General features: G+C 67.1%; 23 protein-coding genes. 14 read left to right on the top strand and 9 right to left on the bottom strand.

Annotated features, from left to right (window positions below; genetic code table 11):
* Positions 1 to 170: 170 nt before the first annotated feature.
* The 8 genes from djlA to ACPEES_RS21125 all read left to right on the top strand — a co-directional run bounded on the left by djlA (position 171) and on the right by ACPEES_RS21125 (position 6,481).
* The gene (gene djlA, locus ACPEES_RS21160; RefSeq protein ID WP_435106043.1) at positions 171 to 953 is read left to right on the top strand and encodes a co-chaperone DjlA; all 783 of its coding nucleotides are present in this window, start codon (positions 171 to 173) and stop codon (positions 951 to 953) included.
* Positions 954 to 1,046: 93 nt separating this feature from the next.
* Positions 1,047 to 1,613: a cytochrome b gene (locus tag ACPEES_RS21155; RefSeq protein ID WP_435106041.1), complete on the top strand. Its 567-nt coding sequence runs from the start codon at positions 1,047 to 1,049 to the stop codon at positions 1,611 to 1,613.
* Positions 1,614 to 1,621: 8 nt separating this feature from the next.
* The gene (locus tag ACPEES_RS21150; RefSeq protein WP_435106039.1) at positions 1,622 to 2,188 is read left to right on the top strand and encodes a YceI family protein; all 567 of its coding nucleotides are present in this window, start codon (positions 1,622 to 1,624) and stop codon (positions 2,186 to 2,188) included.
* On the top strand, positions 2,185 to 2,838 hold the full coding sequence (locus ACPEES_RS21145) for an SDR family oxidoreductase (RefSeq protein ID WP_435106036.1): 654 nt from the start codon (positions 2,185 to 2,187) through the stop codon (positions 2,836 to 2,838). The genes ACPEES_RS21150 and ACPEES_RS21145 overlap by 4 nt, the downstream gene beginning before the upstream one ends.
* Positions 2,839 to 3,394: 556 nt before the next feature.
* A complete protein-coding gene (locus ACPEES_RS21140) occupies positions 3,395 to 3,616 on the top strand; it encodes a hypothetical protein (protein WP_435106034.1) in 222 nt (73 codons plus the stop codon).
* A complete protein-coding gene (locus ACPEES_RS21135) occupies positions 3,613 to 3,996 on the top strand; it encodes a hypothetical protein (RefSeq protein WP_435106032.1) in 384 nt (127 codons plus the stop codon). Before ACPEES_RS21140 ends, ACPEES_RS21135 begins: the two co-directional genes overlap by 4 nt.
* A complete protein-coding gene (locus ACPEES_RS21130) occupies positions 3,993 to 5,084 on the top strand; it encodes a sulfotransferase (protein WP_435106030.1) in 1,092 nt (363 codons plus the stop codon). The genes ACPEES_RS21135 and ACPEES_RS21130 overlap by 4 nt, the downstream gene beginning before the upstream one ends.
* Positions 5,081 to 6,481, top strand: a complete 1,401-nt coding sequence (locus ACPEES_RS21125) for an arylsulfotransferase family protein (protein ID WP_435106028.1) — start codon at positions 5,081 to 5,083, stop codon at positions 6,479 to 6,481. The genes ACPEES_RS21130 and ACPEES_RS21125 overlap by 4 nt, the downstream gene beginning before the upstream one ends.
* A gap of 69 nt (positions 6,482 to 6,550) precedes the next feature.
* Here the strand turns inward: ACPEES_RS21125 and ACPEES_RS21120 are convergent, their stop codons facing one another.
* Genes ACPEES_RS21120 through ACPEES_RS21110 form a run of 3 tightly spaced genes read right to left on the bottom strand, consistent with a single transcriptional unit; the run spans position 6,551 to position 9,006 of the window.
* Positions 6,551 to 7,882: a DUF4139 domain-containing protein gene (locus ACPEES_RS21120; RefSeq protein WP_435106026.1), complete on the bottom strand. Its 1,332-nt coding sequence runs from the start codon at positions 7,880 to 7,882 to the stop codon at positions 6,551 to 6,553.
* Between the two features lie 49 nt (positions 7,883 to 7,931).
* Entirely contained in the window at positions 7,932 to 8,648 is a 717-nt protein-coding gene (locus ACPEES_RS21115) for an LrgB family protein (protein WP_435106024.1), read from the bottom strand.
* Between the two features lie 4 nt (positions 8,649 to 8,652).
* Positions 8,653 to 9,006: a CidA/LrgA family protein gene (locus ACPEES_RS21110; protein ID WP_435106022.1), complete on the bottom strand. Its 354-nt coding sequence runs from the start codon at positions 9,004 to 9,006 to the stop codon at positions 8,653 to 8,655.
* Positions 9,007 to 9,115: 109 nt separating this feature from the next.
* On the opposite strand from ACPEES_RS21110, the gene ACPEES_RS21105 reads away from it, so the two are divergent.
* Complete coding sequence (locus ACPEES_RS21105; protein WP_435106020.1) at positions 9,116 to 9,595, top strand: YbhB/YbcL family Raf kinase inhibitor-like protein; 480 nt, start codon at positions 9,116 to 9,118, stop codon at positions 9,593 to 9,595.
* A 20-nt stretch (positions 9,596 to 9,615) separates the two neighbouring features.
* On the opposite strand, the gene ACPEES_RS21100 is transcribed toward ACPEES_RS21105, so the two are convergent.
* The 6 genes from ACPEES_RS21100 to ACPEES_RS21075 all read right to left on the bottom strand — a co-directional run bounded on the left by ACPEES_RS21100 (position 9,616) and on the right by ACPEES_RS21075 (position 15,427).
* Positions 9,616 to 10,935, bottom strand: a complete 1,320-nt coding sequence (locus ACPEES_RS21100) for an AAA family ATPase (protein ID WP_435106018.1) — start codon at positions 10,933 to 10,935, stop codon at positions 9,616 to 9,618.
* Between the two features lie 53 nt (positions 10,936 to 10,988).
* The gene (locus tag ACPEES_RS21095; RefSeq protein ID WP_435106016.1) at positions 10,989 to 11,477 is read right to left on the bottom strand and encodes a molecular chaperone DnaJ; all 489 of its coding nucleotides are present in this window, start codon (positions 11,475 to 11,477) and stop codon (positions 10,989 to 10,991) included.
* Positions 11,471 to 11,668, bottom strand: a complete 198-nt coding sequence (locus tag ACPEES_RS21090) for an oxidoreductase-like domain-containing protein (protein ID WP_435106014.1) — start codon at positions 11,666 to 11,668, stop codon at positions 11,471 to 11,473. The genes ACPEES_RS21095 and ACPEES_RS21090 overlap by 7 nt, the downstream gene beginning before the upstream one ends.
* Before the next feature lie 70 nt (positions 11,669 to 11,738).
* Positions 11,739 to 14,048: a Tex family protein gene (locus ACPEES_RS21085; RefSeq protein WP_435106012.1), complete on the bottom strand. Its 2,310-nt coding sequence runs from the start codon at positions 14,046 to 14,048 to the stop codon at positions 11,739 to 11,741.
* 99 nt (positions 14,049 to 14,147) lie between these two features.
* Complete coding sequence (locus ACPEES_RS21080) at positions 14,148 to 15,239, bottom strand: AI-2E family transporter (protein ID WP_435106010.1); 1,092 nt, start codon at positions 15,237 to 15,239, stop codon at positions 14,148 to 14,150.
* Positions 15,236 to 15,427 carry a hypothetical protein gene (locus ACPEES_RS21075; protein WP_435106008.1) on the bottom strand — a complete coding sequence of 64 codons (192 nt, stop codon included), beginning with the start codon at positions 15,425 to 15,427 and terminating at the stop codon, positions 15,236 to 15,238. The genes ACPEES_RS21080 and ACPEES_RS21075 overlap by 4 nt, the downstream gene beginning before the upstream one ends.
* A 248-nt stretch (positions 15,428 to 15,675) precedes the next feature.
* On the opposite strand from ACPEES_RS21075, the gene ACPEES_RS21070 reads away from it, so the two are divergent.
* From ACPEES_RS21070 to ACPEES_RS21050, 5 genes are all read left to right on the top strand, one after another.
* Positions 15,676 to 17,265 (top strand): peptide ABC transporter substrate-binding protein, encoded by a 1,590-nt coding sequence (locus ACPEES_RS21070; RefSeq protein WP_435106006.1) that lies wholly within the window; start codon positions 15,676 to 15,678, stop codon positions 17,263 to 17,265.
* A gap of 67 nt (positions 17,266 to 17,332) precedes the next feature.
* Positions 17,333 to 18,259, top strand: a complete 927-nt coding sequence (oppB, locus tag ACPEES_RS21065) for an oligopeptide ABC transporter permease OppB (protein WP_435106004.1) — start codon at positions 17,333 to 17,335, stop codon at positions 18,257 to 18,259.
* Positions 18,249 to 19,151: an ABC transporter permease gene (locus tag ACPEES_RS21060; protein ID WP_435106002.1), complete on the top strand. Its 903-nt coding sequence runs from the start codon at positions 18,249 to 18,251 to the stop codon at positions 19,149 to 19,151. The genes oppB and ACPEES_RS21060 overlap by 11 nt, the downstream gene beginning before the upstream one ends.
* A gap of 12 nt (positions 19,152 to 19,163) precedes the next feature.
* On the top strand, positions 19,164 to 20,777 hold the full coding sequence (locus ACPEES_RS21055) for an ABC transporter ATP-binding protein (protein WP_435106001.1): 1,614 nt from the start codon (positions 19,164 to 19,166) through the stop codon (positions 20,775 to 20,777).
* 300 nt (positions 20,778 to 21,077) lie between these two features.
* The coding region (locus tag ACPEES_RS21050; RefSeq protein WP_435105999.1) for a right-handed parallel beta-helix repeat-containing protein at positions 21,078 to 22,420 on the top strand (1,343 nt) is incomplete at its 3' end.

The raw sequence follows: 22,420 nt of genomic DNA, 5'->3' as shown, positions 1-22,420 counted from the left end.
CACCACGCTCCTCGCGCCTTGCCACAGCGGCGCACACGGCCACTGAGACCTGACAATATTTCCTGCAAGGTTAGTAAACTTTGCACTTTCAACTGTTGACCCGCCGCGCTTGACGCCCCGCCGCCCACCCCCCATCTTCTGCCGTTCCACGCACGACGAACGTCAATCGCATGAACTGGATCGGCAAGATCATCGGTCTCGTCCTCGGCTACATGGCCGGGGGTATCCTCGGGGCGCTGGTGGGGCTGGCGCTGGGGCACTGGTTCGACAAGGGGCTGGCGCGCACACGGTTCGCCGCCGGTGGCGGCGGTGGCGATCCACGGGCGGCGTTCTTCCGCACCACGTTCACCGTCATGGGGCACCTGTGCAAGGCCGATGGGCGCGTCTCCCAGGCGGAAATCGCCGCTGCCGAGCAGGTCATGGCGCGGATGCGCCTCACCGCCGAGCAGCGTCGTCAGGCCATCGAGTACTTCAACCAGGGCAAGTCGGCGGATTTCGATCTGGACGCCGCGCTGGACGAATTCCGCCGCACCTGCCACGGGCGCATCAACCTGGTGCGCATCTTTCTCGAAATCCAGATTCAGGCGGCGATGGCCGACGGTGCCCTGGGCGACGCCGAGCGTGAGGTTCTGCGCCGTATCGCCGCCCACTTCGGCGTCTCCGAGGCGGATTTCGAGCGCCTGGTGGCGTTCCTATCCGGTGGTTACGGGCGTAGCCACGCCAGTGAGGCCGGTCGGGACCCGCTACCCGAAGCCTATCGCGAGCTCGGGGTGAGCCCGGACGCCAGCGACGCCGAGATCAAGCGCGCCTACCGCAAGCTCATGAGCGAGCACCACCCGGACAAGCTCGTCTCCAAGGGGTTGCCCGAGGAGATGATCGATGTCGCCAAGGAGCGTACCCAGGAGATCCAGGCTGCCTACGACACGATCCGCCGCGCCCGTGGGCTGAAGTGACCGGCATGCCGGCGGCGATATCGTACGGACTTGAACCATTCGCGATCAGCCGCATCTAATGGCGCGGGACGCCCGTCGAGCGGAGAAGCACGCATGAGATTACGCAACTCCAATGACCGTTGGGGTGGCATCGCACAGCTCCTGCACTGGGGCATGGCTGTGCTCGTTGTCGGTATGTTTCCACTGGGCTGGTACATGGTGGGGTTGCCGCTGGGGCCGGCCAAGCTCGACTACTATAGCTGGCACAAGTCCTTCGGTCTCACCATATTCGCGCTCGTGATCCTGCGTCTCGCCTGGCGGCTCGCCAATCCCACGCCGCGGCTGCCGGCGGACACGCCTCGCTGGGAGCGGGGGGCGGCGCACGCGAGTCACGTTCTGCTCTACGCGCTGCTCGTCGCCTTGCCCGTGGCCGGATACGTCATCAACTCCGCCGCGAATTTCCCGCTCTCGGTATTCGGCTGGTTCTCCATTCCCAACATGATCGCCGAGAGCGAGTCCCTCAAGGAAAGCGCCACGCTCGTGCACCAGGTGCTCGGCTGGGTGTTGCTTGCCGTGCTCGCGGTGCACGTGGCTGCGGCGCTGCGCCATCATGTCATCCTGCGCGACGATGTCCTCCGGCGTATGCTCCCGGGCGCTCGTCGTGGTCACGAATCTTCGTAGAGGTATTCATGCAGCGACTGATTGCCCTGCCACTGCTCGCGCTGGTCGCCATGCCGGCTGTAGCGGCCACCGACTGGCAGATCCGGCACGAGGAGAGCCGGCTAGGATTCACCGCGACCCAGCAGGGTGGCGAGTTCGACGGCCGCTTCCGTGACTTCGACGCCACCATGCGTTTTTCGCCCGATGACCTCGGTGGCAGTGGCTTCGATGTTTCCATCGACGTCACCAGCATTACCACCGGCAGCAGCGACCGTGACGAACAGCTCCCGGCGCAGGAGTGGTTCTACTTCGAGCGTTATCCCGAGGCCAGTTTCGTCACCCGGGAGATTCGCGCCGTGGACGGCGGCGAGTTCGCCTATGAGGCGGTGGGAGAGCTCACCATTCGCGGCAGCACCCACGAGGTGGTGCTTCCGTTCGACTGGCGGATCGACGGCGGGACGGCAACCATGGAGGGCCGGGTGGCGATCGACCGCACGCGCTACGGCGTGGGTCAGGGCGAATGGGAGGACGGTGACACCGTCGGCCGGGAGGTCACGGTGGAAGTGGATCTCACGCTCGAAAAGGGGGCCTCATGAACATCCTGATCGCAGGCGCCAACGGTAAGATCGGCCGAGAGCTGGTGCGGCTCGTCGGTGAGAGCGCGCGGCTTCATGCACGGGCCATGATCCGCGATTCCGCGCAGGCGTCGGCCCTGCAGGCGCTCGGCGCCGAGACCGTGGTAGCGGATCTGGAAGGTGACGCGCAAGCGGCGCTCGACGGTGTCGATGCGGTGGTCTTTACGGCCGGATCCGGGCCGCATACCGGTCGCGACAAGACCCTCGCCGTGGATCGCGACGGCGCCATCGCCCTGATCGACGCCGCAGCCGCGGCGGGGGTGAAGCGTTTCGTGATGGTGAGCGCACTGCGTACCCGTACCCCGGAGCAGGCGCCGGAGAAGCTGCGTCATTACCTCGACGCCAAGCGAATCGCCGACGATTATCTCATGGCCACCTCCCTCGACTGGACCGTGGTCCGGCCCGGCCGCCTGAACAACGAGCCGGCGAGTTACCGCGTGCATGCCTTCGAGTGCGGTCCCGGGATCGCCGAGCCGGGCTACGGCGAGATTCCCCGTGCCGATGTGGCCGCGGCGCTTGCCGCGATCGTTCCGGCACGCAATACGGTGCATCGGGAGGTGGGCCTGCTCGCCGGTGACACGCCTATCGAACAGGCCATTCAGGCGCTGTAGAACGCACGCGGTCGTGCGCCGCGATATCGTCGCGCCCGGAACACCGGCCCGTCGTATCGCGGCGCGTCATGGTGCGACCGAGGGGAGTGCCCCGGTCTCGCCAGCGCCGCGTTGCGCCGCCCGACCGTAAGACCCGCCACGATTCGTCGTCGCGCCTTGCCCTGGTGGCCAGCCGATCCGCAGGGATAGCGAAGGCCACGCTTTTCGAATTCCCTTCCATCCCTGCGGAGCATTCTCGGCGGTGACCCGCGAACGATGGCCGGCGCGCTCGGTGCAGCGCAAGATAGTCCAACCCTCGTGCAAGGAACTCCTAGGCCTTCCGCTTCGGCGCAACCATGCTTGTTCCATAGGGGATGACGATCTGTGACGGCAAGCAGGCCACCAGCACTCATGGCTCCTGCATGCGTGTGGTGCTGCCCTGCTCTTGACCGCCAGTTCACAACGTTTGCGACAAACGAGACGGGAGGCGCCGATGGTACGCCGGAATCGATTGGCCCGGGAGCACAGAAGCGTTGCGCACGGCTCCCCGGCCCGGAGCACATCGGCGGCCCGCCTGGTGCTGGCCATCGCGCCTGCCGCGATGCTGTCAACGTCACCGGCTCTTGCCTACATTGGACCCGGAACCGGGCTCTCCGCGCTGGGTGCACTCGTGGCGCTGCTGGCGACCATCGTGGTGGCGATCGCCGGTTTCGTCTGGTTTCCACTGCGGCGGCTGCTGCGTGTCCGCGCGAACGCTCGCCAGCGTGGGCGTCTGCCGGGTAGGCGGCCGTCGCCATGAACGCGGTCGCCGGTGCCGTGCTCCTGGTCGCCGGCTGCCTCGCCCTGATGCGGGCCTTTGGCGTCGTCGCCTGCGCCCAGGATGCACTGACCTGCAGTCGCTCGGCGTATCGCGTGCTCAGCGACCCATCGTTGAGCGACGAAGTCAAGGAGCGCGTTCTGCGTGGCTACGCCAAACTGCTGTTGGGGTTGTTCGCAACGCTGGCGACGGCGGGGTTCGGCGCGCTGGTGCTGCCCCTGTCGGTCGTTTGGGCACTGGATAGACTGGGCCTGCTGCGGCTGAGCGAAGTGCTCGACGTGGCGGCGTCCTGGTGGTTCGTGCTGGCGGTTTCCGGCGCGGCGCTGGCGGCACTGGCGATCCAGCGGAAGGGCGCGTCGTGACTTTCGCGAGTCGCTACAGCGCGTTCGATCGGGCCCTTCATCGCATCGCATTCCGCATGGAGCCGCTCCAGCAGGCTGTCGCCGAGATCGAGGATCGCATCTTCCATCGCTGCCTGGCCGATATCGATGACCGGACGCCGGTCTTTATCACCGCGTTACCCAGGGCGGGAACGACGCTGCTGCTGGAACTGCTGGCGGGGCTCGACGAGTTCGCCGCGCATACGTACCGCAACATGCCGTTCGTATGGATACCCATGCTCTGGGACCGGGTGTCGACACCATTCCGCCAACCCGGATGCCCCCAGGAACGGGCTCACCGCGATGGCATGCTCATCGATGCTGACACGCCCGAAGCGCTCGAGGAGGTGATCTGGCGCTCTTACTGGCCGGAACACTACGACGCCGATCGCATAAGGCCATGGATGGAGCTCACGAAGCCGGAGTTCCAGCAGGCGTTCGCCAGCCACCTGAAAAAGATCATCGCGCTCAACCGCATGGCCGACAGTGGTCGGCCATGGCGCTACGTCTCCAAGAACAATCTCAACATTGCCCGAATCGGGCTGCTGCGGCGAAGTTTCGCGCACGCGACGATTCTGGTCGCCTATCGCGATCCTCTCGCTCATGCCGGTTCGCTACTCAGGCAGCACCTCAATTTCCTCGAGCTACATCGCCGCGACCCCTTCGTGCGGACGTACATGGACGCCATCGGCCACTATGACTTCGGTGCGAACCTGCGACCGGTGGATTTCGGCGGCTGGCTCGACACGACCGACGCACGGGACCCGACGACGCTGGCATTCTGGGTCGACTACTGGGTCGCTGCCTACGCGTCGCTGATCGAGTCCGCCGAGCAGCACCCGGTCTGCTTCGTCTCCCACGATGCCCTGTGCCGCAGGCCCGTCGAGACACTGGAGCGGGTCGCCGGGCTTTGCGGCGTGAATGATGTCGCCGGCCTGGTGGCGAAGGCACCGCGAATCCGGCACCGGGGAGCGGATGGCTCCGGCACGCAGTCCTGCGAGCCGTGGCGCCTGGAGCGGGCCTACGCCGTGCATGCCGAACTGGAGCGTCGCAGTGGAGACCGGCGATGACCGGATGTCGGGACCGCTCGCGTTGCGGGCCACCACGGGGAGGCTCGGGTAGTGGCGGTGGGCGATCGTTCTTCGACCCGGCGCGCATGGCGCTCAGATCCTTCGTTCTCTCCGCCGTGCTGCTGGCGCTCGCTTACGGTATGCTCGCCGGCCGATTCCAACTCGCCCCTTACCCCCAGGTCCGTGACGGCATTCTCCAGCTTGTCGCCTTGTCACGGGGCGACACGCTTGCCTGGTATTACCGGCAGACATCACAGGCGGAGCGCGTGGATGTTTATCACCGCACCAAGGCCTACGACGGCGTGAATCTGGTTACCTCCATCGCGGACAGCGATCGCCTGTCGGTGGAGATCGTCGCCATGGACGGGACCGTCGTGCACGCATGGGACGTGGACTGGTTCGATATCTGGCCCGATCCCGAACACCTGACGGAATCCGAGATTCCCAAGTCACCGCCTGGCACCAATATCCACGGCGCGGAAATCATGGCGAATGGCGATCTGGTGTTCAATTACCTCGACAAAGGGCTCGTGCGCCTGGATATCTGCGGCAACGTGGTCTGGCGCCTGCCTTACCGCACGCATCACTCCATCGACGTGGACGCCGACGGCAACCTGTGGGTGCCCGGCAAGGTACCGCACACCGAGCGCGATCCCCGGTTTCCCAATCACGAACCGCCGTTTCTCGAATTCACGCTCCTGAAGGTTTCTCCCGAAGGCGACCTGTTGAAGGAAATCTCCATACCGGAGCTCCTGCAGGTGAATGGCCTCGGTGGCCTCCTGTACCTGAGCACGACGGACAACCTCTCCTCGGCTGTCACCGGGGATACTCTGCACATGAATGACGCAGAGACGTTTCCGGCGGACATGGCGCCGGGGACATTCGCTCCGGGCGACGTCGTGATCTCGCTACGGAACATCAATGCGATACTCGTGTTCAGCGAGGACGATCTGGCCGTCAAGTACCTGAGCATCGGCCGGTTCGTGAGACAGCACGATCCGGACTTCATCGACGGGGACACGATCTCGGTGTTCGACAATAACAATCTCTCGCCCGGCGCGGATGCGCCGCAAAGCCGGATAGTCATCGTGTCGGCCGACGATGAGCGCCCGGAAGTCCGTTTCCAGGGCAGTGAGCGACAGCCGTTCTTCACCGACATCATGGGCAAGCATCAGTGGCTGCCGAACGGTAATCTGCTGGTCACCGAGGCGAGGGCCGGGCGTGCGTTCGAGCTCGATGCCGCCGGCGAGGTGGTCTGGCAGTATTACAACCTGGTCGCGCCGGGCCGGCTTGGCTGGATGGAAGAAGTACAACGACTGCCCGGCAGCTACCAACGCACCATCGAGGAGGCGTTGAACGGTCAGTGCCGGGATGACCGCGAGCCGGAATCGCCGTGATGCGTGCCGTGGGACGACTGCGCCGGGTATACCCGCCCCCGCGCAGTGAGCGGGGGCGGGGCATGTCGCTCAGCGGTTGATGCGCACGCGGTAACGCAGGGTGGTCTCGCCCTCGGCAGGTACTTCCACGGCCCAGCGCAGGTGCCGGGCGTCGCGCTCGGCGGGCGAGACGCTCGCTTCCAGCAGCTTCCAGTCACCGGCGATGCGTTCGACGACGTCCACCGTCACCGCGTCCGCGCCGGCGTTGGTCAGACGGACCTCCCAGGCGGTCTCGTGGCTGTCGCTGCCGAGCCGTTCGAAGGCGGTCTGCTTGCGCTCGGCACGCACGTCGAACGCGCGTCCGAGCGTGAGGTCGAAGCCCTTGCCGGCCGGCGTGTGGCCGATGCGATCGCTGCCCTGGAAGAACGCGGGGTTGCGGGTGGTGTCGATGACGCGCACGGTGCCTGCCGGCAGCGGCCGGCGCTCACCGTCCGGCGCGACCTCGAGGCGGACCGTCACCGGTGCCGGCTGCGGCTCGCGCCCCATCCAGCCATTGGCGTTGGCCACCGTCTCATAGCGCCGTTCGGTATCCACCTGCTGGGGCGACATCAGTGGTAGACGCAGCTGCTCGCCCTCGGCAAGGGCATGTTCGCCGTCGAGGCGGTAGGCATGCCAGTCGCCGGCGGTCTCGCGCTTGGGGGCCGAATCGGCGCTCGCGGCCATGGTGAGCTCCCGGGCCACAGGGCGCCCGCCGCCACCGGCGTCATTGACGTCGCCGGCAACCAGCAGCAGTGCCGCGGGATCGAAACCGGCGCCGGTGTCGTTGTGGAGGGTGGCCATGCCAGCGAGCCTGGCGCCGTCTTCGCCTACGCGCAGGGTGTAGTCCGCCTGCCAGTCGAGGCCGTCGGTGAGATAAGTGATCGCCAGTGGTGTCTCGCCGGCGGAGTCTGCATCGATGGTCGCGGCGATACCTTCCCTGGCGGGCTCGGCGTCGGCGGGCAGCACCAGCCGCCACGGGTCTCCCGGCGCGATGACCTCCAGGCGGTCGTCCACGGAGACCACGGCCCGGCCGTCGCCGCGGAGCTGTATCAGCCGTCCGCGGCGTTCGCCGCCTTCGTCATCGACGAGCAATACCGTCTTCCCGACCCGGCGCGCGAGAACGTCCGTCGGCGGCTGCCTGTGCAGGGTGGTGACGCGGGCGCCGTCGCCGCTGGTGACGTCCAGGCTTTCGAAGCGCATCCGCTGAGGCAGTGCCTCGAGGGCGTACCTGCTGACGCCCGGCTCCAGCATAGCGCTGGTTTCGGCGGTGACCAGAGCGGCTCCACCCTGGTAGAGGGTCAGGGTTTTCGTGTCCACCGGTGCGGCGCTGGCCGTGGCGACGCTCAGGCCGGCGCAGAGGCCGGCGGCGATCCGTGCATGCATGGCGTGACTCCGTGTTGACAGACACCCCTTCCGACCATCGCGAGCGGCCTCAGTTCAGTAGCCACACCAGCACAGGCACCAGCAGGGCGGTCAATGCGCCGTTCAGCCCCATGGCGAGCCCGGAGAACGCGCCCGCGGCCTCGCTGTGCTGAAAGGCACGTGCCGTGCCGAGTCCGTGCGCGGCGACACCCACCGCGAAGCCCTTGGCGACGGGATCGCGGAATCCGAGCAGCCTGAGCATGGGTATGCCCGCCACCGCACCGGTGATGCCGGTGAGAATGACCAGAACCGCCGTCAGCGACGGCAGTCCGCCGATCTGCTCGGCGATGCCCATGGCGATGGGTGTGGTCACGGATTTCGGTAGCAGGGAGTACAGTGTCTCGGGGTCGAGGCCCACCAGGTAGCCCACGGCCGCTGCCGACACAATCGCCGTCACCGAGCCCACCAGCAGCGCGATGCCAATCGGCAGCCATAGCCGGCGCAGGCGTTCGCCCTGACCGTAGAGCGGCACTGCCAGCGCGACCGTTGCGGGCCCCAGCAGGAAATGGACGAACTGTGCGCCGTCGAAATAGGTGGCGTAGTCGGTGTCCGTGATCATGAGCACGCCCACGAGCACGATCACGCTGACGAGCACCGGGTTGGCGAGCGGCCAGTCACCGCTGCGGCGGAAAAGCCATTGTGCGGCCACGTAGACGCCCACGGTGACCGTGAGCCAGAGCAGGGGTTGCTGGGCGAGATAGACCCAGATGCGGGTGATGGCCTCCATCGCCTCACTCCTCGGCGGCGCCGGTTACGCGCATCAGCCAGCGCAGGGTCGCCGCCGAGACGACCAGGGTGATCGCCGTGCTCACGAGCACCGTGACCGCGAGACCGAGCCAGGCGTCGGCGAGCCGGGAGAGGTGGGCGATTACGCCCACGCCTGCCGGAATGAACAGCAGCGAGAGGTTGTCGAGCAGACCGCGGGCGACCCGGGCGATGTCCTCCGGGACGCCGCCGCGCAGAGCGAGCGCGGTGGCGAGCAGCAGCATGCCGAGCACCGGCCCCGGTAGCGGCAGATCCAGCCCTCGGGTGAGGATTTCGCCGGCGAGCTGACAGACGAGCAGGGCGAGAACAGCGGCGACCATGGCGACTCCTTGACGACGATGGGGCACGGCGCCCGAGCGTTTCGCGGGCTTGGCCTGTCCGTGCGCGACAGCAATACTGGGCGCGTGTGGATTGCCACGAGGCTGGTCGATGACGTTCGAACTGGAATCCCCCGCTTTTCATCATAACGATTCGATTCCGATGCGCTACACGGGTGATGGCGCCGAGGTCTCACCACCACTCGCCTGGCACGGCGTCCCCGCCGAGGCGCAGAGCCTGGCGCTGATCGTGGAGGATCCGGATGCGCCGGACCCGGCCGCGCCGCGACAGGCGTTCGTGCATTGGCTGGTCTATAACCTGCCGGGGGGCGAGGGGGAGCTGCCGGAGGGCGTGACCGCCGCCGCGCTGCCGCAGGGAGCGGCCGAGGGTATCAATGATGCTCACGGTGTGGGCTACGCGGCACCCTTGCCCGCCATCGGTCGGCACCGCTACTTCTTTCGCCTGTATGCGCTCGCTGCGCCGCTGGCGGTGGAGGATACCCCGCTCAACCGGGCGTCACTGGAGCGTGCCATGTCCGGCCTGGTGCTGGCACAGACTGAGCTGGTGGGCCTTTATCAGCGCCCCGAGTGACGTGAGAAGCCCACCGCGGGTTACTCGGGCATGATATCGGTGCCGGTAAGGGCGCCGACCCAGCCGTTGAGCCGTTGTTGAAGGCCGTCGAAGACCGGCGTCGCCGCTGCGACCACGATGATCAGCGCGACCACGGCGAGCATCGTTGCCACCACTCTCGTGGTGTGGTGGTGTCGCTGGCTGTTGTCGCGCTCGGCCGGACGCTGGTGTCCCGGGCGACGGTTGCCGTCCCGCGCTTCCCTGGGCGAGATGACGTCCGTGAGGATCGGTTCCCGCGGCGGCTCGCCTTTGTCCCGGTGGGGCTGGTCGAGCGGGGGCAGGCTTTCCACCTCCGGTTGCCAGGCATGGTCGAGGGGGTCGACGCCGATGTCCGGCATTCGCGTGTCGTTCGTTTCGGTCGCGGCGGGGGGCGATGCAGTCGGCTGTCCGGCGGTACTCGTGGCCGTGTTGGCGTCTTTGCCGGGGGCGGTGCCGGTCAGGCGCCCCTCTTCGGCGGCCAGCTCGTCGACCAGGGGCCGCCACTCGGTTTCCAGGGCTTCTTCCTGCATCTCCTCGAGTACGCCGCGCAGGTCGGCGACGCCCACCCGGTGGCGAGCCGCCGCGAACGCGTCCATCAGTAGCCGGCCGGCGAGGAGGTTGATGCGCCGGGGCACGCCACCGGAGGCGGCATGGAGCAGGCGCAGCACGGGGTCCGTGAACGCCGGGTCGCCCTGCCAGCCGGCCTGATCCAGGCGATAGTGCACGTACGCACGGGTTTGCTCCTCGGTAAGGGGTTCCAGCCGGCAGCACGCGATCAGACGCTGATGGAGACGTTCCATCTCCGGGCGTTGCAGGCGTTCTCGCAGTGAATGCTGTCCGAGAAGCACGACCTGGAGGAGCGGTTTGTCGGCGGTGGCGAGATTGGTCAGAAGGCGCAACTCCTCCAGGGCCTCGGTGGAGAGCTCCTGTGCCTCGTCGACCACCAGCAGGTTGCGTCTGTCCGCTGCCGCCCGCCGCGCCAGATCCTTGTGCAGGGTCTCCAGCACACAGGCCTTGTCCCGGTGTGCCGGGGTCAGGTCGAAGGCCGCCGCCACCATGCGCAGGAGATCGTCGGCGTCCAGTCGCGAGGTAACGATGTGGGCCACGTCCGTGGCGGCCGGCAGGTGGGCGATCAGGTCTGCTGCCAGGGTCGTCTTGCCGCTGCCCGGCGGTCCGGTGACGGCCACGAAGCCCTCCGCCTGCATCAGGGCGTATTCGAGATATGCCCGGGCGCGCTCGAAGCTCGGATGGTGGTAAACCGTAGCGGCGCTCGGCGTCAGGCGGAATGGATCGTGGTCGAGACCGTAGAAGCGGTGATACATCCTCGGGAACCTGGGACGGAACTGACGATGCAGTCTAACAGGCTATGGTCCGGCTAGCCTTCCAGGAGGCAGTCACGCGCCTCGTTGAGGCGCGCGGCCAGGTAGTCGGAGCCGCCGCGGTCGGGGTGGCAGCGGTGCATCAGCCGACGGTGGGCGGCGAGGATGGCGGCGCGATCGGCGCCTTCCTCCAGCCCGAGGATGGCGAGTGCGTCCGCGCGGGTCATGCTGCCGCGCGCCGGCGCTGCGGCGTCGTCGGCGTTTCCGGCGCCGGTCGTCGAGGCGCGCCAGGCAAACAGCCGGTTGGCGAGACCGCCGGCATTGAGCAGCAGCGGCAGCGCGCGCCGGGCGAGGGGGATCAGCGCCGCGATCGCCGCGCCGATCCACGACAGCCGTCCCGTCACGACCAGCAACGCGACTGCGCCGATACCACCGATGAGCAGCAACCGCGGCAGGTGCGGGCGCAGGCGTTCGCGCGCCTGTGGCGAAACCCAGAGGATGACGCCTGCAACCACGGCGGCGAACACCAGGAGCTTGATCAGCACGGCGGCTCTTCCTCCGGCGGCAGGCCGTGGGCGGCCCGGATCTCGTTACAGCGTGCGCGCCAGCGCTGCAGGCGCTCTTCGTAGAGATCGAACACGCACGGATCGCAACCAGTGCCGCAGCACTCGTCGAGATCCGGTTCCACCGGGCGCCGCGGCAGGCGCGGCTCGTCTTGTCGATCCGGACGGCTCATGACAATGGCAAGCGGTCATAGCGAACCACGACCGCCATGATACCAACCCGGGGCGCGGCGGGTGAGCCCTTCAGCGCTTGCCCTTGAGGTCCTGGAACGCCGCGGCCATCGCCGTCTGCGGCTTCTGCTCGCTACCGCGTTCCCGCTGTGGCCGCTTGCCCTTGGGTTTTCCGCTTCCGCCTTTGCCGGTCTTCTCGCCGGGCTCGTCGTCGAGACGCATGGACAGGCCAATGCGCTTGCGTGCCAGGTCCACGTCGATGACCCGCACCTTGACCACGTCGCCGGAGCGGCAGACCTCACGCGGATCCTTGACGAAGTGATTCGCCATCGCGGAGATGTGCACCAGACCGTCCTGATGGACGCCGATGTCCACGAACGCACCGAAATTGGTGACGTTGGTCACCGTGCCCTCCAGGACCATGCCGGGCTCCAGATCCTCGGGCTTCTCCACGCCTTCGCGGAAGCTCGCCGTGCGGAACTCCGGGCGCGGGTCGCGGCCGGGCTTCTCCAGCTCCCCGAGAATGTCGGTCACCGTGGGCACGCCGAAGCGCTCGTCGGTGAATTTGCGGGCGTCGAGCTTCCGCAGCAGGGCGCTGTCGCCGATGATCTGGGGTACGTCACGCCCGGTCTCGGCGAGAATGCGCTCGACCACCGGGTAGGCCTCCGGATGCACTGCCGAGGCATCCAGCGGATTGTCACCGTCGCGGATGCGCAGAAAGCCCGCCGCCTGCTCGAAAGTCTTCTCGCCGAAGCGTGCGACCTCCCGCAGTGCTTTGCGGTTGCGGAACGCGCCGTGGCGGTCGCGGTGGGCGACGACGCGTTCGGCGAGGGAGTTGGTGAGCCCGGACACCCGGGCGAGCAGCGCCGCCGAGGCCGTATTGAGGTCGACGCCCACGGCGTTGACGCAGTCCTCGACGATGGTGTTCAGCGTGCGCGCCAGTTCCACCTGGCTGACGTCGTGCTGGTACTGGCCGACGCCGATGGACTTGGGGTCGATTTTCACCAGCTCCGCCAGGGGATCCTGCAGGCGTCGGGCGATGGACACGGCACCGCGCAGGGAGACGTCCAGATCCGGGAACTCGGTGGCCGCTGTCTCGGAGGCGGAGTACACCGAGGCCCCCGCTTCCGAGACCAACACCGTGGTAAGCGCCAGCTCGGGGTGAGTGCGGCGGAGCTCCGCGCCCAGGCGCTCGGTTTCGCGCGAGGCGGTGCCGTTACCGATGGCGATGAGGCTCACGCTGTGCCGGCCGGCCAGCGCCGCGAGCTCGGCCAGCGACCGGTCCCACTGCTTCTGCGGCGCGTGGGGGTAGATGGTGGCCGTTTCCAGCAGCTTGCCGGTGGCATCCACCACGGCGACCTTGCAGCCGGTGCGAAGGCCCGGGTCGATGCCCATGACCGCCTTGGGGCCGGCGGGCGCGGCCAGCAGCAGGTCGTGCAGGTTGCGGGCGAAGACACGAATGGCCTCGGCCTCGGCATCGTCGCGCAAGCGGGCGAGCAGATCGGTTTCCAGCCGCGTGAGCAACTTCACCCGCCAGGTGAAGCGCACCACCGAGGCGAGCCAGGTATCCGCGGCGCGGCCCTGGTCGCGGATGCCGAAGCGCGCGGCGATCATACCCTCACCCCGGGACGGTCCGGTGCGCTCGGCGTCGAGCTCGTCGGGCATGGCGAGCCGCAGGCGCAGCACCCGTTCGCGCCGGCCGCGGAACAATGCGAGCGCCCGGTGCGAGGGGATGCTGCGGATCGGCTCCTGGTGATCGAAGTAGTCCGAGAACTTGGCGCCCTCCTCGCGCTGCTCTTCGTTCACCTCCGAGACCAGCACGCCGTGCTGCCAGCCGAAGTCGCGCAGCTCCGCGATGAGCTCGGGATCCTCGGCGAAGCGCTCGGCGAGGATGTAGCGCGCGCCCTCGAGGGCCGCGTCCGTATCGGCGATGCCCTGGTCGGGGTTCAGATAGTCATTGGCGAGGTCGGCCGGATCCCGGGTCGGGTCGTCGAGCAGCGTGTCGGCCAGTGGCTCGAGCCCCGCTTCCTTTGCGATCTCGCCCTTGGTGCGGCGCTTTTTCTTGTACGGGAGGTAGAGATCCTCCAGGCGCTGCTTGGTATCGGCCGCCGCGATCGCCTGGCGCAGCTCCGCGGTGAGCTTGCCCTGGTCCTCGATAGCGGCGAGCACCGTGGCGCGCCGATCATCGAGCTCGCGCAGATAGGTCAGGCGCTGCTCCAGCGCCCGGAGCTGGGTGTCGTCGAGGCCGCCGGTGGCTTCCTTGCGGTAGCGGGCGATGAAGGGCACGGTCGCGCCGTCGTCGAGCAGCGCCACCGCCGCGTCGACCTGGCGCGGCTGCACGCCCAGCTCACTGGCGATGCGCTCGGGAATGTTCTCGCTCATGGGCCTCTCGTCTCGGTATCACACGCAGCCGGCGGCACCGGCGGACAACATAGTAATCCGGGAGCCCGGTCCGCGCCGAGATCCCGTCGGAAAAACGTGCTATCGATGCTCCTCGGCGCTTTCCGGGCCATACAGCCGGCTTCCCAGGTAGCGTTGGTGGGCATGGCGCAACAGCACCATCACCACCGCCGCCGCCGGCAGCGCGATCAGGACACCGGTGAAGCCGAACAACTGCCCGCCGGCGAGGATGGCGAAGATCACGGCCACCGGGTGCAGGCCGATGCGGTCGCCGACGAGCCAGGGGGTGAGCACGAAACCCTCCAGGGTCTGGCCGACCATGAAGACCCCCCAGACCAGGGCGAGCGGCACCCAGAAGTCGCCGAACTGGAATACGGTGGCGATGCTCGCCGCGCTGATGCCCACGATGAAGCCGAGATAGGGCACGATGTTGGCGAGCCCGGCGAGCAGGCCGATGAGCACGGCGAGGTTCAGGCCCACCAGCCACAGGCCGGTGGCGTAGATCACCCCGAGGGCGAGCATCACCAGGAGCTGGCCGCGCAGGAACGCCGCCACGACCTCGTCGCACTCGAGTGCCAGGGCGCTGACGGTGCCCTCGAGCTGGCGCGGGATGAGCTCGCGGATGCGTGCTACCAGCACGTCCCAGTCGCGCAGCAGGTAGAAGCCGACCACGGGGATGAGCGCGAGGTTGGTGATCCAACCCACGAATGCGAGCCCGGAACGCGTTGCCTCGGCCACGACGGTGGCGGCGACGGTGCCCGTCGACTGCCAGTGCTCGGCGATCGCCTGACGCAGGCTTTCGGTGTCCAGGCGGCTCGCCGACAGACCCAGGTTCGCCTCCACCCATGGCACAGCAGTGCGTTGCACCCAGTCGATGATCTGCGGCAGGCGTTGGGCGAGATAGTCCACCTGATGCGCGAGAAGCGGCGCGATCAGCAGTGCTGCGCCGACCACGATGAGCAGCATCGCCCCGAACACGATCACTACCGATAGCGTGCGCGATAGCTTGCGCGCCTCCAGGCGGTCGGCGATGGGGTCGGCGAGGTAGGCGAGCAGGGCGCCCACGAGAAACGGCGCCAGGATGGGCTGAAGCAGGTAGAGCAGCAGCCCGCCGAGCGCCAGAGCGATGAGCAGGGGCCAGGCCTGACGGTCGCGCAGTGCCTCGCGCATCATGGCCGCTCCTGCTCGAGCTCGCGCTGGAGATCGTCGATCATGCGATTGGCCTCATCGCTGAATCGGTCCCCGAGCGTGTATTCAGCGAAGGGGTTGGCGTGCCACGGGGCGCCGCGGCCGTGATTGTAGCCGAGCGCGAAGCCGATGATGCCGGCGAGCACGGCCCCGGCGACGAATCCCTTCAGCATGGTCGTGTATCCCTCCCCTTGGGGTGTCTGACGCGCCGAGGATACCGCACCCGGCAAGCCGTTTGCCGCATCCCGGGCGCTAGGCGGGATGCTTGCACTGGCCGCGACGTCGCGTTCATATTGTTCGTGCCCTATCGGGAGGCGGATATCTCCCGGCACGCCCCACAAGGGCGTGGATTGAATGGACGTCGCATACTGCCCAACCGGCGTGTGCGTAGAAAAAATAACTTTGTGAGGAGTACGGGCCCATGGGATGGAATCCGTTGCGCGCGGCCGTCGCCGCCGTGTTTGCCGCTGCCGTCGTCGCAGCTCCCCTCGCCACCGCTTCCGCCAAGACGCTCCGCATCGCCACCCAGGGTGAGCCGGGGTCGCTGGACCCGAACAAGGTCACCGGCACCTGGGAGAACGACATCGTCGGCGACCTCTTCGAGGGCCTGGTTACCGAGGCCGCCGATGTCTCCCGCATACCGGGAGTCGCCGAGAGCTGGGAGATCAGCGAGGACGGCACGGTCTACACGTTCCACCTGCGATCCGACGCCAAGTGGTCCGACGGCCACCCGGTCACCGCCGAGGATTTCGTCTTCGGCATCACCCGCATCTTGAAGCCCGCCACCGCCGCCAAGTACGCCTACATTCTCTACCCCATCGAGAACGCCGAGGCGTTCAACCAGGGCGAGGCATCCGCTGACGACCTAGGGCTGGAGGCGGTCGACGACCACACGCTGCGCGTTACCCTGGAACGCCCGACCCCCTACTTCCTCGACCAGCTCGCCCACTACACCGCCTATCCGCTGCCCAAGCACGTGGTCACCCAATACGGGGACGACTGGACGCAGCCGGAGCACATGGTCTCCAACGGCGCCTACCAGCTCGAGGAATGGGTGCCGCAGACGGAGGTGCGCGCCAGCAAGAACCCGCACTTCCATGACGCCGGAAACGTCGCCATCGACAAGGTGATCTACTATCCGACCGAGGACAAGAACACCGGCGTCAACCGTTTCCGCGCCGGCGAGGTGGACATTCTCCGCGAGTTCCCTTCCGCCAAGTACGAGTGGCTCAAGGAGAATTTCCCCGAGGCGGTGCACGTTGCGCCGTATCTCGGCATTTACTACTACGCGCTCAACACCCAGGACGGTGCCGCCCTCTCCGACCCGAAGGTCCGCAAGGCGTTGAGTCTCGCCGTGCGGCGTGAGGTGGTCGCGGAGAAGATTCTCGGCACCGGTCAGAAACCCGCTTACAGCTTTGTCCCGCCGGGCGTGAACAACTACGAGGCGGCCCATCTGTCGTTCATGGACATGCCCATGGACGAGCGCATGCGTCGCGCCAAGGAACTGATGCGCGAGGCCGGCTACGGACCGGACAACCCGCTGAAGCTCGAGCTGCGCTACAACACCCAGGAAGATCACAAGAAGGTCGCAGTGGCCGTGGCGGCCATGTGGAAAGCGCTCGGTGTGCAGGTGGAGATGTTCAACACCGAGGTCGCCGTCCACTACAAGAATCTCCAGGAAGGCAACTTCCAGGTGGGGCGCGCCGGCTGGATCGGCGATTTCAACGACGCCCACAATTTCCTCAATCTCTACGGAACCGGGGTCGGGCAGAACTACGCCCGGTACTCCAACGAGGCTTTCGACACGCGCCTGGACAAGGCCGCCAACACGCAGGACATGGACAAGCGCGCCCGCATCCTGCGCAAGGCCGAGGCCATCGCGCTGGGCGACCACGCCAATATCCCGATCTACTACTACGTCTCCCGCAACCTGGTGAACCCGAAGATCACGGGCTGGCAGGACAATATCGAGGACATCCATCGCACCCGCTGGGTGGATATCGAGCGCTGAGGCCGATGGCGCCCCCGGACGGCGGGCGCCGCCGTCCGGCACCGTGGATGCTCTCGAGGAGACGACCATGTTTGCCTATACCGCGCGGCGGCTGCTGCAGGCCATCCCGACGCTGCTGATCGTCATCACGATCTCGTTCTTTCTCATGCGCGTTGCCCCGGGCGGGCCGTTCGACGGTGAACGGCGCCTGCCCGAGGAGATCGAGCAGAACCTGCGGGCCGCCTATAACCTCGACCAGCCCCTGCCGATGCAGTACCTGAACTACCTCTGGGACCTGCTGCACGGCGATCTGGGGCCGTCGTTCAAGTATCAGGACTTCACCGTTACCGAGCTGATCCTCCAGGGTCTGCCGGCAAGTCTCGAGCTCGGCCTATGGGCCATAGGGCTCGCATTGCTGGTGGGGATCCCCATCGGTTGTCTGGCGGCGGTGCGCCGCAACGGCTGGGTAGATCACGCCGTGATGGCCACTGCCATGACGGGTATCGCCATCCCCAACTTCGTCATCGCGCCGGTGCTGGCACTCGTGTTCGGGGTCATGCTGGGTTGGCTGCCGGTGGCCGGCTGGAACGAGGGTGCCTGGCCGAATCTGATCCTCCCCGTTATCGCCCTCGGCCTCCAGCAGATCGCCTATATCGCCCGCATGACCCGCGGCAGCATGATCGAGGTACTCGGCAGCCAGTTCATACGCACGGCGCGCGCCAAGGGCCTCGCGGAGACACGGCTGATCGTCAAGCACGCGCTGCGGCCGTCGCTGCTGCCGGTGGTCTCCTATCTCGGCCCCGCCATCGCGGCGGTGGTCACCGGCTCGGTGGTCATCGAGCAGATCTTCGGCATCCCCGGCATCGGCCGGTATTTCGTCCAGGGGGCGCTCAACCGCGATTACACGCTGGTGATGGGCACGGTGGTTTTCTACGGCGCGCTCATCATGGTGCTGAACCTCCTGGTGGACCTCGTTTACGGCTGGCTGGACCCGCAGATTCGCTATGACGACTGATACTCAGACACTCCCCCCGGCGGAATACGATGCGCCGCCCGAATCCGGCGACAGCCTCGCCCGCGACGCCTGGCGCCGGCTTACCCACAACCACGCGGCGGTGGCGAGCCTGACGTTCCTGATCGTCATGACGCTCGCCTGCATGGCAGGCCCGTACCTGTTGCCCTACGGCCTCGACGACGTGGACTGGAGCAATATCACCGCCGCCCCCAGCCTCGAGAACGGGCACTGGTTCGGGACCGATCAGAACGGCCGCGACCTGCTGGTGCGTACCCTCTACGGTGGGCGGGTGTCGTTGTCCGTGGCCGTGGTGGCGACGCTGGTGAGCGTGTTCATCGGCGTGCTGTATGGTGCGGTTTCCGGCTACGCCGGCGGCCGCGTGGACAACGTCATGATGCGCATCGTCGACGTGCTCTACTCGTTGCCGTTCATGTTCCTGGTCATCCTGTTGATGGTGGTCTTCGGACGCAGCATCTTCCTGATCTATGCCGGCATCGGGATGGTGGAATGGCTCGATATGGCTCGTATCGTCCGCGGCCAGACCCTCGCGCTGAAACGCCGGGAGTTCATCGAGGCCGCCCATGCCCTTGGGGTGAGCAACCGCAAGATCGTCACGCGCCACCTCATTCCCAACAGCGTCGGCCCCGTCATCGTCTACGTCACCCTCACCGTGCCCAAGGTCATTCTGCTGGAGAGCTTCCTTTCCTTCCTCGGCCTGGGTGTGCAGGAGCCGCTGACGAGCTGGGGCGTGCTGGTTTCCGAAGGGCGGAACATGATGGAAACCGCGCCCTGGATGCTCATCTTTCCATCCCTGTTCCTCGCGAGCACGCTGTTCGCGCTGAACTTCCTCGGTGACGGGCTACGCGATGCCCTCGACCCCCGAACCCGCTGACGGAGGCATGCCATGGATGACAAAGGCGACGATATCCTTCTGCAGGTCGACGATCTGCACGTGGATTTTCATCTGCCGACCGGTGTGGTGGAGGCGGTGCGCGGGGTGAGCTTCGACATCCGTCGCGGTGAGACCGTCGCGCTGGTGGGCGAGTCCGGCTCCGGCAAGTCGGTCACCTCGCAGTCCATCCTGCGACTGCTGCCGGACATGGCGAGGCATCCCAAGGGAGCCATCCGCTATCACGGCGACGACTTACTTAAGGCTCCCCTCAAGCATCTGCGTGCGGTGCGCGGCAACCGCATCGCGATGATCTTCCAGGAACCCATGACCTCGCTCAATCCGGTTCAGAGGGTGGGCGCCCAGATCGAGGAGTCCCTCGGGCTGCATCGCGGTCTCAAGGGCCAGCCCGCCCGGCAACGGGTCCAGGAGCTCCTGGAGCTCGTGGGCATCCCCGAGCCGCAACGGCGGGCCCGGAGTTACCCCCACGAGCTCTCCGGTGGACAGCGCCAGCGCGTGATGATCGCCATGGCGCTCGCCTGCGACCCGGAGCTATTGATCGCCGACGAGCCCACAACCGCCCTGGACGTCACCATTCAGGCCCAGATCCTCGCGCTGTTGAATGATCTCAAGCAGCGCTTGGGCCTGGCCATCCTGTTCATTACCCACGATCTCGGCATCGTTCGCCGCTTCGCCGACCGCGTATGTGTGATGCGCTACGGCGAGATCGTGGAGACGGGCGACGCCGAAGCCGTCTTCGCGAACCCACGCCACGAGTACACCCGCATGCTCGTCGACGCCGAGCCGAGCGGGCACAAGCCGCCGGTCCCCGACACCGCACCGGTACTGCTCCGCGCGGAGGACGTGCACGTGCGTTTCCCCATCCGCCAGCGGTTGTTCCGGCGGGACGAATACTTCGAGGCCGTCCGTGGCATCAGCCTGACCCTGCGCCAGGGCCAGACCGTGGGCGTCGTGGGCGAGTCCGGCTCCGGCAAGTCCACCCTCGGTCGCGCCATCCTGCGGCTGGTGGAGAGCGAGGGCGACATCCTTTTCGAGGACGCTTCGCTACAGGCGCTGGATCGCGACGGCATGCGCCCGGTGCGACGGCGCATGCAGGTGGTATTCCAGGATCCCTACGGCTCGCTGTCGCCGCGACTCACCGTGGGCGAGGTCATCGCCGAGGGCCTGTCGGTCCACTATCCGGAGCTCGGCCGGCGCGAGCGCGAGCAGCGCGTCTGCCAGATACTCCACGAGGTCGGCCTGGATGACGCCATGCGCAATCGCTACCCCCACGAGTTCTCCGGCGGGCAGCGCCAGCGCATCGCCGTCGCCCGCGCGCTCATCCTCCAACCGCGATTTCTGCTCCTGGACGAGCCCACCTCCGCCCTCGACCGCTCCGTCCAGGCCCGGGTCGTCGATCTCCTGCGCGACCTCCAGGCCCGCCACGCGCTTACGTATCTCTTCATCAGCCACGATCTCGCCGTGGTGCGCGCGCTGTCCGACTACATCGTCGTCATGAACGAGGGCAGGGTGGTCGAGCAGGGTCCCGCCGAGGAGGTCTTCGACCATCCCCGCGAGGCCTACACCCGGGCGCTCATGGACGCGGCGTTCAACGTGGCGGTGGCGTAACGCCTGACGTCGTTTTCTGGACCCTCGAGGCGTGGCAGTGCGCTGCCGCGCCTCGAATTGCTCCTGGCGATGTCCCGTTGACGAGGGTTGGCCTCTTGCCGTGTTGATTCGGGCAACTATCTTCCAGTAAGGTTCCGCGCCAAGGACGATCTGCTGGGCCAAGGATGGGCGCCCACGAGCCCCGTGCTGCGTACTGCTTTTCGGTTGCGCGCGGGATCTCTTCCCATGCTCTCCATCTCTCAGGGCCTGCCGGATCTTTCATTGATCGCTCAATGACTGTGCCGCTTGGCGGGTGGGCCCATGACATCTTCGCGTTGCCTTCAGTGTTTCCTTTCGTTCGTCGCCATTGCATGGGGGGTGGTCTCCCACGCCGCGATAGAGTATTCCGGCGACTTGGACGAACGGACTGTCTGGCAAGGCGGTGAGATCTATCACGTCACAGGCAACCTGTCGGTTAGTGAGGGCGTGCTGCTGACAGTCGAAGCAGGCGCCATCGTGAAGTTCGCGCGCGGGACCAGGCTTGACGTCAACGGAGAGCTTAGCGTCGAAGGGACGAGCGAATCACCCGCGATATTCACCTCTTACCGCGACGACTCGGTGGGGGGCGACACCAACGGCGACGGACCAAGTCAAGCTGACGCGGGCGACTGGGAAGGCGTGATCATAGGTTCACAGGCCAAGCCGTCAGTGACGAATATCCAGGGCTTGGAGCTGCGTTATGCCGGCGGCAACAACAACAGCCGGCGCAACGCGGCGCTGGTCCTGAATGCGCCGGTGACGGTGTCGGATAGCGTGATGGTTTCGAGCGCGCGCAACGGCATTCGCATCAACGAGGCCGGCGCGCGGGTCGAGCGCACGAGGGTGCGCGGCAGCGGCTGGAGCGGCATTGCGGTATTGGGAGATTATTACAATGACGCGCCGGCACAGCTGGAGGATAACGTCATCCGCGATGCTGGCCGTCAGGGCATCCGGGTGCACAGTGCCGCGCCGAGCCTCGTAGGCAACGACATCCGCGGCGGTGCCGAGTTCGGCATTCAGTACAGCGACACGGTGCGCCATGGGCCGCCGGTGATCCGGGACAACACGGTGGTGGATAACGAGCGTGGCGTGCGGCTGCCGGCGAGCGTGCTGCCGGGGCCGGATGATGGCAACGTGCTCGTGCCCAACCACCGCGACGGTGTCTGGGTGGTTGGCGGCGACCGCGCCGAGGACCTCGAGGTGACGGTGCAGCAGGCCGCCGAGGGCGAGGCGCAGGCGCGGACCTACCACGTCAGCGGCGAGCTGCACATGCGCGATGGTGCGCGGCTGGACGTCTCGCCGGGGGTGGTGATGAAGTTCGCCCCGGATGCGCGGCTGCGGGTGGACGGGGCGCTGTCGGTGCCGGGCACGGCGTCGGCGCCGGTGGTGTTCACCTCCGAGCGGGACGATGCGCGTGGCGGTGACTTCAACGCCGACGGCTACGCGAGCCTGCCGCGGCCGGGGGACTGGCGGGGGCTGGAGCTGCGCGGTGAGGACACGGCGGCGACGCTCTCGCACGTGGAGGTGCGCTATGCCGGCGGTAACGGCGATCCGGCGGTGTCCGCGCGCGAGCGGGCGTTGACGCTGCGTGGGTGCACGGTGGCGCATTCGGGCGGCGCGGGCGT

This window comes from Arhodomonas sp. AD133, assembly GCF_051195215.1.
Classification (GTDB): Bacteria; Pseudomonadota; Gammaproteobacteria; order Nitrococcales; family Nitrococcaceae; genus Arhodomonas.
The sequence above is the reverse complement of the archived record's forward strand: the minus strand, read 5'-3'. Positions and strand labels throughout refer to the sequence as shown.